Genomic DNA, 13,951 nt, shown 5'->3' with positions numbered 1-13,951 from the left:
GACTCACTCCGCCTGCGCCGCAAGGTCGCCGCTTGGGACGACGACTTCCTCGCAGGCCTCATCGCGCGGTAAACGACTTCACCCGATTCCCCTGGCACTTCATGCCGAGCGGTTGATTAGGATCGGATCGTGACGTCGCTGAGTTGGCCATCGGTCAGCGACGGAGATGATCCCGGACAAACGCTCGGAAGCTAACGTGGCCGCTGGTGACGTTGCGTGCGTCAACGCCCGGATCAGAACGCTGAAACCGGGCGTTTGGCATGTTCAGGTTTTCTTGTGGCTCTGCTGACAGGCTGAGCCGTGCGCGCCGTCCGAGCGAGCGTGATCGAATTCCATCCCGCTCGCGCCAAACGCCAGGACGAAGGTCGAAGGTTCAACCCTTGGCATGCGTCTCCGCATGATGTTTTGCCGCGTGCTCAGCGTGGTCTTTGGCATGAGCGGCATGGCCTGCGGCAGCATGGGCGTGGTGGCCAGCGGCTTCGTGTTCGCCGCTCTCATGATGATGAGCAGCCTGGGCATGGTGCTTGGCCGCCATTTCATGATGCTCGGCAGCCTTTTTATGATGCGTCGCACCCTGATGATTATCCATTTTCCATCTCCCGTTCGATGTGCCGATGAAGGTTCCGGCACGGTCCATAGGTGGTCGGCAGCGCGGACGGGCGCTAGCGGTCGAACGAGACAATGTGGGGAAGCTATGATGACAAGGGATTGGAGGTAGGTACCGCGGCTAGCGAGGGTTCCTTATGAGTACGCAACACGTCGCGAGTGCAATGAGTTGCTTGCCGTTTTAGGAGGCACTCTCTCTGTGGTTGCGGGTCTGATGCCGACGGCTGTTGATGTTGACGCGTCAACCTCGTCATGGCCCAGCGACAGTCAGGGCCGTCTGCCACTGTAAGGTGCTGGATCAGATGGCCCGGACTATCGCCGAGCCATAGCGAATCAACGGCGGTTGTATAAGCCCGGTATGGGGAGCCGAAGTGGAGCGGCTTCCCGGATTGTCTTCGAAACGTCTCTGTTTGCTTGCCGCGGCGCGATGGTAAGTTCTGTAAATGCAATGGGCCTCCGGTTACGCCGTGATTGGATTGGCCGCTCTGGCCATCGCCGCGCCGATCGCGTCAGCCGCCGAACCTGATGGCGGCCGGACGCTGCATGTCGCCGTTTACGATGCCGCACCCTATGCGGCACGCGATGCGAACGGATTGTTCTGGGGCGCGAGCGTCGATCTCTGGCGTCAGGTCGCGGAAGACCGGCATTGGAACTACGACCTGACCTTGGTCGCCTCGATGGAGGACGTGATCGACGGCATCGCAGCGAGGCGGTTCGACGTTGCGATCGGCGCCATCACCATCACGCCGGATCGTCTCGCGCAAGTCGGATTCAGCTATCCATCGCACCGTTCGGGCGTCGCGGTTGCAATGGCACGGCGAAGCGGCCTGGCGGCGATTGTGGCCCGGTATGGCGCCGTTGTCAGCCATTTGGGTGTGCTCATCGCGCTGATGCTTGCGCTGCTGTTTGTGACCGGCGTGCTGATCTGGCTGTTCGAGCGCCGCAAGCACAAGGTGCAAGCGAGCGAGACCTCGATCGGCACCGTGTCCGAAGGACTGTATTGGGCGGTCGTCACCATGACGACGGTCGGCTACGGCGATAAGACGCCGCGCACCCATTCCGGCCGGGCAGTCGCGGTGGCGTGGATGATGGCCAGTCTGGTGCTCATCTCGCTGCTCTCCACCAGCCTCGTCGCACAACTGACCGCCGATCAGATCGACGACGCGCGGCCCGTGACGCTGCATGACCTTGCGGGCCTGCGGCTTGCGGCGGCGGCGAACTCCTCGGGGGCGGAGTTCCTGAGCGGGTCGGGGGTGGCGTTCCACTCTTACCCGAACCTCGACGCAGCGCTGGCAGCACTGGCGACGCATCGTGCCGACGCGGTGATCAACAGCGTCGGTACGCTCGAGTGGGCGGTGGCGGGCGAGTACCACGCGACCGTCGAGGTTCGCACCGGGCTGCTCGCGTCGTCGCTCATGGGGTTTGCCGTGCCCCCGGGCTCTCCGCTGCTGGTGCCGCTCGATGAATCGCTGGTGCGAACCAGCAGCGGCGCGGATTGGTCGAAGCGGGAGGCGTCCTACTTCACCCAGTGAGTGCAGTCGCGACATGCTGGGCGAACCGCGGCCGGATCCGTTCCTTCACGTCCCGCAGCGATGACGCAAGCAGCGCGAGCGTGTCTTCGATCGATGCACGCGCCCGTCTTGGGCCTGCGAATTCCAGGCCATGACGATTCAACTGACGCCGGGCCACACCATGACCTTCGAATCACGGTGCCACATCGATTCGAAATTTCGGTCGGAGTGTAATAAGAGGGAAGCGCAACGGTAATGCTAAAGCATCGGCCGCCCCAGCTCGACGCCGGCGGCGCGCACTTAGAAGCGCTCGCCTGAGCCGTAAGGATCATTATCACTGTTGAGTCTGCTCTGACGGTCGTTTGTTGAGAGTAAGTTGTTGTGAAGGTGCGGATCGACTGACACGATCGTCCTTTGGCATCCCGATGGTCCCTAAAACCTTGAAGAAAATTTTCGTCCGAATTTCAAAGCAAAATCAGAAGCTGGTATTCTGACATGATCACGGTCGGTGATTTGCGTTGCGATAGAATAATTCTATCATTAAATCATATAGTTAGATTCTATTTGGACAATCGAGTGAGAATGAGGCGTCACGCTGCCTTCAAGTCGTTGAGGTTTGGTCCACGTTAGCCCATCCAGGTTAATGTCGGCTTTGATCAAAGTCTCAGCCCCAATCGCCCAATACGCATGTGAGGCAAAGGAAGTAGATGGGAGGTGTTGATTCCAGATTCGGGAGTGAACCTCATCAACAATAGGCATCTTGTCTTCGAGCTTGCCGGCGTCTGTTGGACTAACGGCGCGAACGTGCTTGTCGCATCATCGCCTTCAGCTTCTTCGCTTGGGTGATAAAGCGGTTGTCTTTCACGGCGTAATGAAAATCCGGAGGTGCCTGATCACGCCAGGCATCGAAGGTTTCGGCCTTGGGCAGGCGGTAGAAGCTGTTGTTGATCTCGACCGTATCGAACTGTTCGGCATAGAAGGCGAACCAATCTTTGACCGGCAGCCGACCAGGATAGAAGGCACCCCGCCAATGGCGATAATTCCAGCCCGAGCAACCGATGTGGATCTCGGACGGCGATGAGATCATTGGCATACTCCGATCATGCCGGAAAACGCGCACGAAGTATCTTCGTTCCATGACGATGTTCGTATCGAGCGGAAAGCAACGCTGGAACAGGCTAGAATCGGAGACGGTCGATAAGCGGGCAGGAGAGAGCCTTGTTCAGGCGAGCAGCCTGCTAGATCACCCCGGCCGCCGGCGCGGCGTATATCTTGTTACGCAGCCGGCGCATGCCGGTGAGCCATCGATTGCGATCGCGTGCCTTGCGCTGCTCGTATTCGTGTACGGTCGGATGCGACAGGATCATAAACCGCTCAGCCTCCATCGCATCGATCACGATACGGGCCACCTCCGCCGCCGTCATGACGCCATCGACGCTTGCCGCGCCCGGCCGCCCGCTTGTCATGCCCGTCAGGACGGATTGCGGGCACAGGACCGAGACGGCGATGCCTCGATCGCCATATTGGATCGCCAGATGTTCGGCGAGTGAGACGGCCGCGCTCTTGGTCACGCCATAGGCCATGGAATTCATCGACGTCAGCAGGCCCGCGGCCGATGCGGTGTTCAGCAGATAGCCCGAACCGCGTTCCAGCATGCCGGGCACCAGTGCGCGCGCCGCGAATACGTGGCTGAGAACGTGCACCCGCCAGTTGAGGTCCCAGTCTGCGTCGGGCACATCCTCCATCCCGGGACGAGAGATGCCGGCGTTCGAGTAAAAGACGTCAACCGGCCCATATTTGAACTCGGCCGCGGCGATCAGCGCCTTGATATCGGCTTCCCGGGACACATCGGTGGGAACGGCGAGCCCGTCTATTTCGCCGGCGACCTTCGCGAGCTTCTCAGCATTGAGGTCCGCCACCACCACGCCCCGGGCACCAGCCTCCGCATAGGCGCGCGCGACCGCTTCGCCGATTCCACTCGCCGCGCCCGTCACCACGCAGACCTTGCCCCTTGGATGCATGCCGGTTTCCCCTCGTTTCGACCGATTCAGCATCGCAGTGCCGGCGCGGGCTGGCAATCAACCGAACCGTCCGCGCCCTCGCCGATCCCGAACGCAGCGTCAGGCCATGACCTCGACCGAGGAGCCGTTGACCCGCGTCTCACCTTTCAGATTATCAACGGTCACGTGCGTATCGTACCAGGTAAGCCGAGGCCTGGCACCGAAGCGCTTCGTCAGTTCCGCCACACGTTCCTCGGTAAACCAGGCTTCCGCCGATGCCCTGCTGTCCCAGAGATAGACGCCGCCGGTGCCCGCCTCACCATTCAGGTAGTCCTTGCGGATCAATCCGTGCTTACCGAGATCGCGGTAGATCGGCGCGGTCGATGTGCCGCCCTTGATCGCCTGCTCCTCCGTGCGCATTGGCAGGTCGAACTGGACGACAACGATGCAATTACCCATGTGTGGCTCCTCCCATCGAAACGCTAACGCTATTCCAAGACCCGGCCACAGGCAAAGCGACGGCCGGGCCTACTCCAGGTGCCGCAGGATGACCCGGGCATCGGGTTCGCCTTCCAGGCTGCCAAGCGTGTAGAGCAGCTTTTCCAAGGTTGCATCCGGGATAGGACGCATCGCGTGGACGGCACAGTCGCGGAACTTGGCGGCGCGCTGGCCGGCTGTCAGCGGGTTTTCCGGCGCGCCGCGGGCGACGGTGACGGCATGGCGCGCGGTGCGGCCATCCGCCAGGTTGACGGTGACGGCGACCGCCCCCTCGGCGGGCACGCCGGCGACGCGGTCGGACACGGCAAGGATGCGCGGGTCATCGAAATGCGCGACCTCATCGATACCGACGCGGCCTTTCAGCAGGCCGGTGGCGACGAGGAAGGGGAAGGCGAACTGGGCTTCCACGATTTGGGTCGGGCGACGCTTCTGCGGTGCGCCCTCGAAATAGCCGCTGATGATGTTCGACGGAGCGGAAACCGTGACATCGGCGATCGGCGTATCGGGTGTCAGTCCCAGGGTCTCGTGCACCTCGATGGCGGCGTCGATCGCGGCATGCAACGGCCGTCCGCATGGGTACGGTTTGAAGCTGACCTCCTCACCGAACCATTTCCGGCCCAAATCCTTGGTCAGCAGGGACAGATCAAAGCCGCCCGGCTGGTAGAGTTCGTAGAAGCCGAAGCGGCCGGCGAAGACCTCCCGCGCGCCGGTGAAGCCGTCGGCGGCCAGCAGCGCGGCGACGATGCCGGCACTGGCTGCCTGGCCCGCCTGGAACCGTTTGGTGAGCGCGCCGTCCAGGATGCACTGTCGGCTGCCGGCGGCGGAGCTAAGCGCTATGCCCAGCGCCTGATGCAGGTGTTCGGCGGAAAGGCCCAGAAGTTTGCCGGCGACCATGGCGGCGCCGAACACGCCGATGGCCGACGTCCGGTGCCAGCCCCGATCCACCGTCGCCGCTCGGGCGATGCGGCAGGAAACGTCGAGGCCGAGGGCCGCGGCGAGGATCAGGTCCTGGCCGGAAACGCCGCCAAGGTAATCGGCCATCGCCAGAGCCGCGCCCAGCACCGACGCGCCAGGATGGATTGAACCGCCCTTGTCGTAGGTGTCGTCGTAATCGAGGGCGTGTGCCATGGCGCCATGAATGAACGCCGCCTGCGGTGCGGGCAGGCGGCCGCCAACCAGCATCAGGCCGGCTTCGCCCGCCCCGCCCCAGCTTCGGTAGAGCTTCAGCAATTCCGCGATGCCGGGCGCACCGCTGCCGCCGAGTGCGCAGCCCAGCGTGTCGTGGAAGTCTTGTTTGGTCGCTTCAAGCGTCGTGGCCGGCAGGTCGGCGAACCTTGCGTTCGCGACATGGGCGGCGAGGGCGGCCGCGGGATCGAGGGGCATGCTGTGTCTGCTCCGGAGTATGCTTCCCCTTCTTAAAAAGAGCTGGCATCTCCATCAAGGCCGGTACATTCGCCGGAACCCGACCTGCTCCTACGTGTCCGCCGGCCTTATGCGCGACAGACGATCAGTGGGCACCCTGACGGCGGAGCACGGCGGGGATTGTTTTGAACAGAACCGCTATGTCATTCCAGACCGTCCAGTTGTTCACATACCACACGTCAAGCTGTACGCGCCTGGCGTAGGACGTGTTGCTGCGGCCGCTGACCTGCCACAGGCCGGTCAGACCAGGACGCGTTGCATAGTACTGCGCAATGGCTTCCCCGTACAAAGGAACCTCGCTTTCCACGATGGGTCGCGGTCCGACCAAACTCATTTCCAGCCGCAGCACGTTGATCAACTGTGGCAGTTCGTCCAGGCTGGTCTTGCGCAAGATACGGCCGAGGCGGGTGACGCGCGGGTCGTCAACCAGCTTGCGGGTGGCCTCCCACTCCGCGGCGAGGGCGGGATCCCTGGCCAGGGCCTCCTTGAGCACACGGTCGGCGTCGACCACCATCGTCCGAAACTTGAGGCAGTAGAATGGGCGTCCGCCTGCCCCCACACGGCGATGCGCGTACAGCATCGGGCCGCCATCCAGGCGGCTGGCGACTGCCAGGATCAGGAACAGAAAGCTGGAAAGGACCAACAGCAGTGCAGCCAGGGTGATGTCGATCGCGGCCTTGACCATCCGCGACACCGGTCGGGACAGCCCGTTCCGGTACGACAGCAGCATTGGATTTTGGCCGAAGGCGCGGGTCGCCTCGAAGGCGAAGGCAGGAAAGGCGTGAGGTTGCGGCACCATGGCAAAGGGGACCCCTTCGCGTAGCGCGCACTCGATCAAACGACGCTGCTTATCGCCATCGACATCAAGCGCGATAAGCAGGCGGTTTGCGCCATATCGGTTGAGCACAGGCCGCAAGCGCAACGTGCTTGGCGCCGAAAGCAAGACGTCGGGGTCGACCCGGCCAACGAAACGGTAACCGAGTAAGCGGTCCGACGTTAAGGCCGCTTCTGCCTCCGCTGCGCTTGGGCCGTCGCCGACGACAACGATCGGACATCCCCAGATGCCAGCATAATTGAGAAGGTACTTGGCAAACCGGTTGAAGGCCGTGGCCGTGGCGGCAAAAATCACCACGCCGGCGAATGCTGGCACGCGTGACGTGACGTCGCCGGCCAGCATGCCGAGGGCAGCCGCCATCACGATCGCGCAGAAGCTTCCGCAAACAAGCAGGCGTAGTTCGTGCCAAAAGGTGATTCTTTCTCCGTATCGTCCGTGGATGGCCAGATAAAAGACGATTGCCCCAAACATCACGGCGAGATCGGGCGGTATCAGCGGATTGCCCCTGCTTCCAAGCAAACCGAATTGGCGCGTGATGAGTGCCGTGCAGCCGACCGCCGTTGCGATGGCTAGGCAATCTGCCGCGAACAATGCCACCGTGCAGACAACCGGTCGATAGCGAGGCCCATCCGTTGCGCGTAAATCGGCATCCGTGAGCAACATACGGTTCGCCACCCGATAACCTGTCAACGATGCCAACTGTTCCTCCTGGGTGGTTGTTCAGCCGAAACCAAGAGGATGCTATCCGCGTCGAGACGCTGAGCGATGCTGGCTCTTCAGGTGTACCCCTTCGAGCAATCGCGGCCGTCCTTGCGCATGAGAGGTAGTCTTCTAGTACCCACTATCGCTGAAGCGCGAGGTATGACTTGTAAAAGAGATGAGGGCGGTTCCGCGGGTGACGCCGATCGCGCCGACCATCGAAGAACGCATTGAACTCGAGGCTCAGGCCGGATCCGACAGGATCACGACCCGCGCGCGCGACCAAACCCGGATCATGTGATTGGTGGCGGTAGGCGCGGGTTGGTGCGTGATAGCGCGGGGGGCTGCACGCTTGGCACCATATCGAAGCGGCGGGCCCGCCACGCCAACCATGTGGTCCTGTCGGAGCAAACGATCTGCGAGCGGCACAGCCTGGCGAAGCTTGCCGCGACCTTGGCGTCGAAACAGGGGTGTAGCGTGCTGCGACATCGCATCCAGCGCGTCTCGTTGATCCGAGCGTGCGGCGATGCGGGAGCAACGGGGCCAGACGGCGGTCGCTGATCGCGTGCATGAGCCGTGGGTATATGGTGGCGGCCACGATCATCACTCTGAACGGGGGGCTTGACCAATAATATCACGTGGCATGGCTTGGCGATGTCCGCGGCCCAACGGATGGCCGCCGCCTTGGTAGCCCAAACTGTCCATATGTCGTCTGGGTCCGGGTCATCCTCCCCGGCTGGTTTCACTTCTACCCTTGCGAAGGTGGCACCCCGAAATTGTCCGGCGTTTTTGGCGGATCACCAAGCCTGGCTTTCAACGCCGCGGCCCGAGCCGTCAAGCTCCGCACTTTCGTCCATGGCACATGGGTCAGCGCACCGTCCCCAGCATGGTTCAGGTGGCTGAGATCAGAAGTCCTGGGTCACACCCTTCGTTTAGAACCAGCTCGTCCGTCGTTGTATCCACCGGTTTATTCACGACCCGTCACAGCCCGGTCGAACGACCGTGAAGGAATGGGTCGAGCGGCTGCATTTTCTTATCCCTTCGCATCGACCGTCTCGGTTTGGCGGGTCGGCGGAAGCGCATTGACACAGGCGGGGTAGCTCGATTGTCGGGTAACATGGGGTGTGTTGCTGGTTGACAGGTCCTCGGAACTAATATGACCCAAGTACGTGTGATAAGCCTGCTTGAACCAGATACCATTGAAGTATGACAATTTTGTCTAAAATCAGATCGATGCAAATTCCATTGACAACGATTACGCAGTCTGTACCTGTGCCTGACTTGCTGGAAATTGCGAAAAGATGCCAATTCTGACATCAGTCCATACGAATGATCCAAAGTCGACATGTCCACCGATCCTCAGGCGTATCGCAAAAGACGACTGCGCCAACGCACATCATGCGGACGCATCCTGAAATATGGATGAATCTCAGGATAGTTGCTCTGCCGTGCTGAAGTGACAACAGCGTGCCAAGTCCTAGCACGGTTCGTATACTACGACCGTTCAGATTTCACCTTCGTACCCTTCGGGTCCCTGGACATTACACCCGACAAGGCGAAATACGTAGCGAAATCTCTCTAAAACGCACTAACGCATTAGTGATAGATCAGGCTATCGATACCATTTATTGGTCAAAGAGATGATGGCACCTTATAAGTGATTATAATCAACCCGTCCCTGGAAGAGCGTGAAGGAGGCGATATCTTTCTATTGGCAGGCCTGAAAACGCAAAAAAATGTCTACAGACCGATAGTTACGGCCGATTCTCATTCAAATTAGACGTGTGTATATACAACCTTAAGTTGCTGACTTCGAATCTTTCGCGCAATAGGGTTACCTCTTTTGGGCAAATTTTTGGAGGGGGGTGCTATTTGAGGTAGACTGCAATGAATAGATAAATTTTGACAAGGTTGTCCTATTGTGATGATTATCTTGATTACCGATCCACCACAAAGGGGGACCTTCAGTGATAAATGGGCATAATGTACATCCAGTCGTCCCGACGTCGGTACTGACTTGGTCCAAAGGTCCGGTGGAGGATGAGAGCACCGTGACCGGAACAGACCCAGAGATCGGCTTCGGCACGCAGCCGGCCAGACTGGCAGACGGGGCTCTCAGTACGCTTAACATTGCTTTGATCGATTACTACCGCCTCACCCAGGAATGCCTGACGAAAGTATTGGATGACATGCATCCAGGGATATCGATATTCAGCTTCTTGACCGTAAAGGACTGCATCGCCGAGGCTCGGAACGATCTCGATCTCATCATTTACCATCCCCATGGGACCGAAATCTCCGAAATGGCGATCATGCAGGCCAATACCGCGATCTGCCAGGCGTTTCCGACCATCCCTGTCATCATCTTCTCCGACGCGGATCTTATACAGCAGTCGAAGTTTATGCGTGCAGCCTTGAAGAGTGGTGCGCGTGGCTTTGTCCCGACGCAAACGGCGAGCCTGGCGATCACCATGGCGGCAATTCACTTCGTCAAGGCTGGAGGCACTTTCGCGCCGGTTGACCTACTGCTGACCACGCGGCCGGACCGCTCGCCGGGGCGGCAGAACCGGTTGACATCGCGGCAGGTGGCGGTTCTCAGCCACTTGCAGCAAGGCAAAGCAAACAAGATCATCGCCTACGAGCTTGGCATGAGCGAGAGTACAGTGAAGGTCCACGTCCGAAACATTATGCGTAAAATGGGCGCCACCAACCGAACTCAGGTCGCCTACAAGGCACAAAGGCTCCTGCAAGACTTCGACGGTACTAGATCATCGGACTAATTATCTGCCATTTTGTCTGAGATCTTCTTCAGTCTACTGTATATTGTGATGGGGAAAGCAGATGGCGGCATTCCATGCCAGTCTGAAGCGGTCTTTGACGAGCAGTTACCTGGCTGGCACTGAAATGTTGACCCATCGCTTTCTGCGTGGTCACTCGGGCAAACGTGACTTCCACCGGGTGATCGTAGTTGCCGCGCTGGGGCGTAACAACGGTATCGCCAGCGGCGCGCGGCTGCAATGGAATACCCTGCGTCAACTAGGTATTGATGCCGAACTGCTGGACGTGACACCATCGGTGCGCAATCCGCTGTTCCGGATGCCGCATCGCCCAGGTTCGGCATATGTGTTCCATGCCGGCGGGCCCCAAACCGCGAGCCTGATCGGCAGCGTCCTGCCGCATGTGGCTAAGGCACATCGTATCGCTTACTGGGCGTGGGAACTGCCGGATCCGCCGCCGGACTGGATGGATTGCGACCGGAACGTTAACGAAATATGGACGCCGAGCGCATTCTCACGGGCGAGCCTCGCTCGATTATCCGCGAAGCCGATCCATGTTGTGCCGCACTACGTCCCTGTCCGCCCGGTACCGCGGCGGCGGCGGTTCTACGAACCGTTCACGGTGCTCGCCATGGCTGACAGCCGTTCGAGCCTATCGCGTAAAAATCCCGAGGGCGCGCTGCGGGCCTTCCGCGCCGCATTCGGCTCCTCTCGGGCGGTACGCCTCGTGCTGAAGCTCTCCGGCCGGGATGAGGACATAAGGTCGCTCGAAGCTTCCTTCGGCGATCTGCTGGCCGGCACGAATGTCAGAGTTGTTAAAGGCTATCTCGATACTACGGAAATCTCGGCGCTCTACGAAAACACGGACGTCCTGTTATCGCTACATCGTGCAGAGGGCTTTGGATTGCCAATGATGGAGGCGATGGCGCATGGCGTGCCAGTCGTCGCCACGGGCTGGTCAGGCAATCTTACGTTCATGTCCGCGGCTGACAGTCATCTCGTTCCGTACACGCTGGTCCCGGTCAACGATACATCCGCAATCTATAAAGGGAGTATCTGGGCAGAGCCCGATCTCGACGAAGCCGCCGCCATGCTTCGTCGTCTGGCCGAGCAGCCCGATTACTACGCCCGTTTTGCCGAGGCGGCGCATTGCCGGATCGGCAAGACCGCACCATCCTTCCCCTTCGACCCGCCAAGTGCTGCCCAATCAGCGTCGATCGGTGCGTTCGCATGAGCAACGCATGCCCGCCCGGTCTAAAGGTCGAGGATGCGCTCCGGTGTCATCCGGCCGACGGTCAGATCAAACAGCGCGAGCAGGTTTCCGTGCAGCCGTCCGCGCCGGTCAACATAGGGTTCGGGCCACATCGCGCGCACGGTGTTCATTGCCATATTGCAGGCGATATGGGTGATGGCCCGCCGCAAGGGATAGCCGCGTCGCTTGCCGGAGATATAAAGCGGATTGGCGACCTGCGAATAACCGAGCCGCACACCGGAGCCACGGCCAGACTTGACGCCGAGATGGACCCCGCATGCGGCGTCGATCTGCACCACTTGACCGAACTCCGCCAGACGGCGGGAGAGATCGACGTCTTCCTGCCAGCCGTAGAGTGGCAGCCGTTCGTCGAAGCGAATTCCGTGCGAACGCATCGGTGCAAGGCGGACAGCCATGTTGCATCCGTAACCGGAAAATGCGGGTCGTACGTCAGGCGATCGCCGGCCGGCCGGGGCTGCGTAACACGCCAGGACGGATCGGCCTTCGTCGGGAGCAAGACCCGGGCCGCCGATACCGTCGGCGAGTACCAGGCCGGTGGCGACGACGATTTGCGGATCGCGCGTCATGTAATGCTCGACGGCAGCCAGGTAATCGGGATCCGGAAGGAAATCGTCGTCGAAGAATATGACGATGTCGGCTTCTACGGCCGCCTCGGTAACGGCATTGCGTTGACGCGGCAACCCTGGTTCGGAGAGCAGCAACATCGTGCCCGGATAGGCTTCCGCCGCCCCATCGACATCGGCGGGTTTGGCGCCACACACGATCACGCTGTCAGCGCGGCGGTTCTGGCGCGCAAGCTCGATCAGCGTCTCGCGCAGGATGGAAGCTCGTCCAATCGTCGGGATACCGACCGCGATGTTGAGACGCACGCTGTCCTTTCCCTGGTTGAGAGTGCGCATACTGTCCTCGTCAAGCCTGTCGCCGCGGCGAGCTACACAGCCCGCCTTCTGAGTAAACGTTGTGGCAGGACTTCGCCGGGAGCAATCGACCCTATGGTTCGAAATCTTTGTCGCCATCAGCCGTTAGGGTGAGGTTAGCAGCATGCAGCGTGATGTGCCTGAAAAACAAGATGAATCAGCCAGCCCGATCAGATTTGCACCCATGGACGATCCTACCGGACGGCTTGAGCCGCTTGCTGTCCCGCTGGGGCGCCTAAAATCGATCCTGAGGCGCCATTTCCGGATCGTTCTGCTGACCTTCGTACTGGGCATCGGTGGCACAATCGCCTTCGTCAAGCACATGCCGAAGCTGTACACAGCCGAAGCGGCAATCCTTATTGAACCACAACGCACGCAGGTGAGCGACCTGCAGGCTATCTCGCCAGATACCGGCGATGTCAGCGGTCTGGTGCGTACCCAGATCGACATACTCCGTTCGCCCGCGCTGGTCCGTGGTGTTGTCGAGGGGCAGCATCTGACCGACGTCGCGGAATTCGAGCCGAAAGGCGGGGGGCTGATTTTCCAGGCGAGGGCGCTGCTGCAGAGGTGCGGCTTGATACCTACCCCAGAGGTGGTGCCTCCGACGCAGCAGGCACTCGTCGAAATCGCGACCGCGGTGCTTGCTGCGAAGATCGGATTTGCCAATGAAATACGATCCAGCGTGCTGAACGTGATGGTCACGACGCAGGATCCAGGACTCAGTGCGCGGATCGCCAACGAAATCGCGAAGCATTACCTCGACTTTAAGCGGCAGGAAAAATTCGCCGCGATGCAAAAAGCCCATGACTGGTTTCAGGAGCAGATAGGCACGCTCGCCGGACAGTTGCGGGCCGCGAACACGGCGGTGGAGCAGTACCGTCAGCAGCACCGGCTGGACGAGGAACCGCCGACCGACGACCCTGGCAGTGCGGCCCGGACGCAGACAATCAACCGCCAGCAGCTCGATACGATCAGCCGCGAACTCGTGGACGTATCCCGCGAGCGGGCCCGCAAGGAAGCACAGCTTGCGCAGGCCGAGGCCGCGATGCGTGGCGAGACGCAAGCCAGCACGCTGCCTGAGGTGCTTGTTTCACCCATAATCGGGCAGCTTCTTGCGCAAACCGCCGTCATCGCCGGACGTGAGGCGCAACTCGCCAGCTCTCAGGGTGCCGGGAACCCGGAACTGGCCGCGGTGCACGCGCAATTGCGTAAACTACAATTTCGCACCCAGCAGGAAATGTCCAACGTCGCCAGCAGTCTTGCCACGGAAGTCAAAACCGCGCGTGGGCAGGAACAGGCGCTGCAGCGCCAGATGGAGCAGCTGCGCGGTGCGGTGAGCAGCGAAAATTCGGCGCAGGTTGGGCTGCAGGCGTTGGAAACCCAGGCGCGGGCGACGCGCACCATCTACGAGAG

The 13,951-nt window shown here is 60.7% G+C and carries 11 protein-coding genes; 4 read left to right on the top strand and 7 right to left on the bottom strand.

The window, feature by feature from the left end:
• Nucleotides 1-373: 373 nt before the first annotated feature.
• Complete coding sequence (locus GSQ89_RS18900; protein WP_158928054.1) at nt 374-589, bottom strand: hypothetical protein; 216 nt, start codon at nt 587-589, stop codon at nt 374-376.
• Between the two features lie 460 nt (nt 590-1,049).
• On the opposite strand from GSQ89_RS18900, the gene GSQ89_RS18895 reads away from it, so the two are divergent.
• The gene (locus GSQ89_RS18895) at nt 1,050-2,138 is read left to right on the top strand and encodes a transporter substrate-binding domain-containing protein (RefSeq protein WP_158928052.1); all 1,089 of its coding nucleotides are present in this window, start codon (nt 1,050-1,052) and stop codon (nt 2,136-2,138) included.
• Between the two features lie 769 nt (nt 2,139-2,907).
• Here GSQ89_RS18895 and GSQ89_RS18890 read toward each other — a convergent pair.
• The 5 genes from GSQ89_RS18890 to GSQ89_RS18870 all read right to left on the bottom strand — a co-directional run bounded on the left by GSQ89_RS18890 (nt 2,908) and on the right by GSQ89_RS18870 (nt 7,469).
• The gene (locus tag GSQ89_RS18890) at nt 2,908-3,204 is read right to left on the bottom strand and encodes a DUF72 domain-containing protein (RefSeq protein WP_158928050.1); all 297 of its coding nucleotides are present in this window, start codon (nt 3,202-3,204) and stop codon (nt 2,908-2,910) included.
• A gap of 151 nt (nt 3,205-3,355) precedes the next feature.
• Nucleotides 3,356-4,138, bottom strand: a complete 783-nt coding sequence (locus tag GSQ89_RS18885) for an SDR family oxidoreductase (protein ID WP_158928048.1) — start codon at nt 4,136-4,138, stop codon at nt 3,356-3,358.
• Nucleotides 4,139-4,237: 99 nt separating this feature from the next.
• Entirely contained in the window at nt 4,238-4,576 is a 339-nt protein-coding gene (locus GSQ89_RS18880) for a monooxygenase (RefSeq protein WP_158928046.1), read from the bottom strand.
• 69 nt (nt 4,577-4,645) lie between these two features.
• A complete protein-coding gene (locus GSQ89_RS18875) occupies nt 4,646-5,998 on the bottom strand; it encodes an MmgE/PrpD family protein (RefSeq protein WP_158928044.1) in 1,353 nt (450 codons plus the stop codon).
• Between the two features lie 124 nt (nt 5,999-6,122).
• Nucleotides 6,123-7,469: an exopolysaccharide biosynthesis polyprenyl glycosylphosphotransferase gene (locus GSQ89_RS18870; RefSeq protein ID WP_158928042.1), complete on the bottom strand. Its 1,347-nt coding sequence runs from the start codon at nt 7,467-7,469 to the stop codon at nt 6,123-6,125.
• A gap of 2,153 nt (nt 7,470-9,622) precedes the next feature.
• Between GSQ89_RS18870 and GSQ89_RS18865 the strand changes: the two genes are divergently transcribed.
• Entirely contained in the window at nt 9,623-10,351 is a 729-nt protein-coding gene (locus GSQ89_RS18865; protein WP_158928040.1) for a response regulator transcription factor, read from the top strand.
• Nucleotides 10,352-10,412: 61 nt separating this feature from the next.
• On the top strand, nt 10,413-11,582 hold the full coding sequence (locus GSQ89_RS18860; protein ID WP_158928038.1) for a glycosyltransferase family 4 protein: 1,170 nt from the start codon (nt 10,413-10,415) through the stop codon (nt 11,580-11,582).
• Between the two features lie 20 nt (nt 11,583-11,602).
• On the opposite strand, the gene GSQ89_RS18855 is transcribed toward GSQ89_RS18860, so the two are convergent.
• The gene (locus GSQ89_RS18855; protein WP_158928064.1) at nt 11,603-12,520 is read right to left on the bottom strand and encodes a glycosyltransferase family 2 protein; all 918 of its coding nucleotides are present in this window, start codon (nt 12,518-12,520) and stop codon (nt 11,603-11,605) included.
• A gap of 142 nt (nt 12,521-12,662) precedes the next feature.
• Between GSQ89_RS18855 and GSQ89_RS18850 the strand changes: the two genes are divergently transcribed.
• Nucleotides 12,663-13,951: GumC family protein (locus GSQ89_RS18850; RefSeq protein WP_158928036.1), on the top strand; the 1,289-nt coding region annotated here is incomplete at its 3' end.

Origin of the sequence: Acidisphaera sp. S103, from assembly GCF_009765975.1 — a bacterium.
Classification (GTDB): Bacteria; Pseudomonadota; Alphaproteobacteria; order Acetobacterales; family Acetobacteraceae; genus Rhodopila.
Note: the sequence above shows the minus strand (reverse complement) of the source record. Positions and strands in the feature narration are given on the sequence as shown.

Coding starts and splice junctions, on each gene's coding strand:
- GSQ89_RS18900 (WP_158928054.1), bottom strand. CDS start 589: ATGGATAATCATCAGGGTGCGACGCATCATAAAAAGGCTGCCGAGCAT.
- GSQ89_RS18895 (WP_158928052.1), top strand. CDS start 1,050: ATGCAATGGGCCTCCGGTTACGCCGTGATTGGATTGGCCGCTCTGGCC.
- GSQ89_RS18890 (WP_158928050.1), bottom strand. CDS start 3,204: ATGATCTCATCGCCGTCCGAGATCCACATCGGTTGCTCGGGCTGGAAT.
- GSQ89_RS18885 (WP_158928048.1), bottom strand. CDS start 4,138: ATGCATCCAAGGGGCAAGGTCTGCGTGGTGACGGGCGCGGCGAGTGGA.
- GSQ89_RS18880 (WP_158928046.1), bottom strand. CDS start 4,576: ATGGGTAATTGCATCGTTGTCGTCCAGTTCGACCTGCCAATGCGCACG.
- GSQ89_RS18875 (WP_158928044.1), bottom strand. CDS start 5,998: ATGCCCCTCGATCCCGCGGCCGCCCTCGCCGCCCATGTCGCGAACGCA.
- GSQ89_RS18860 (WP_158928038.1), top strand. CDS start 10,413: ATGGCGGCATTCCATGCCAGTCTGAAGCGGTCTTTGACGAGCAGTTAC.
- GSQ89_RS18855 (WP_158928064.1), bottom strand. CDS start 12,520: ATGCGCACTCTCAACCAGGGAAAGGACAGCGTGCGTCTCAACATCGCG.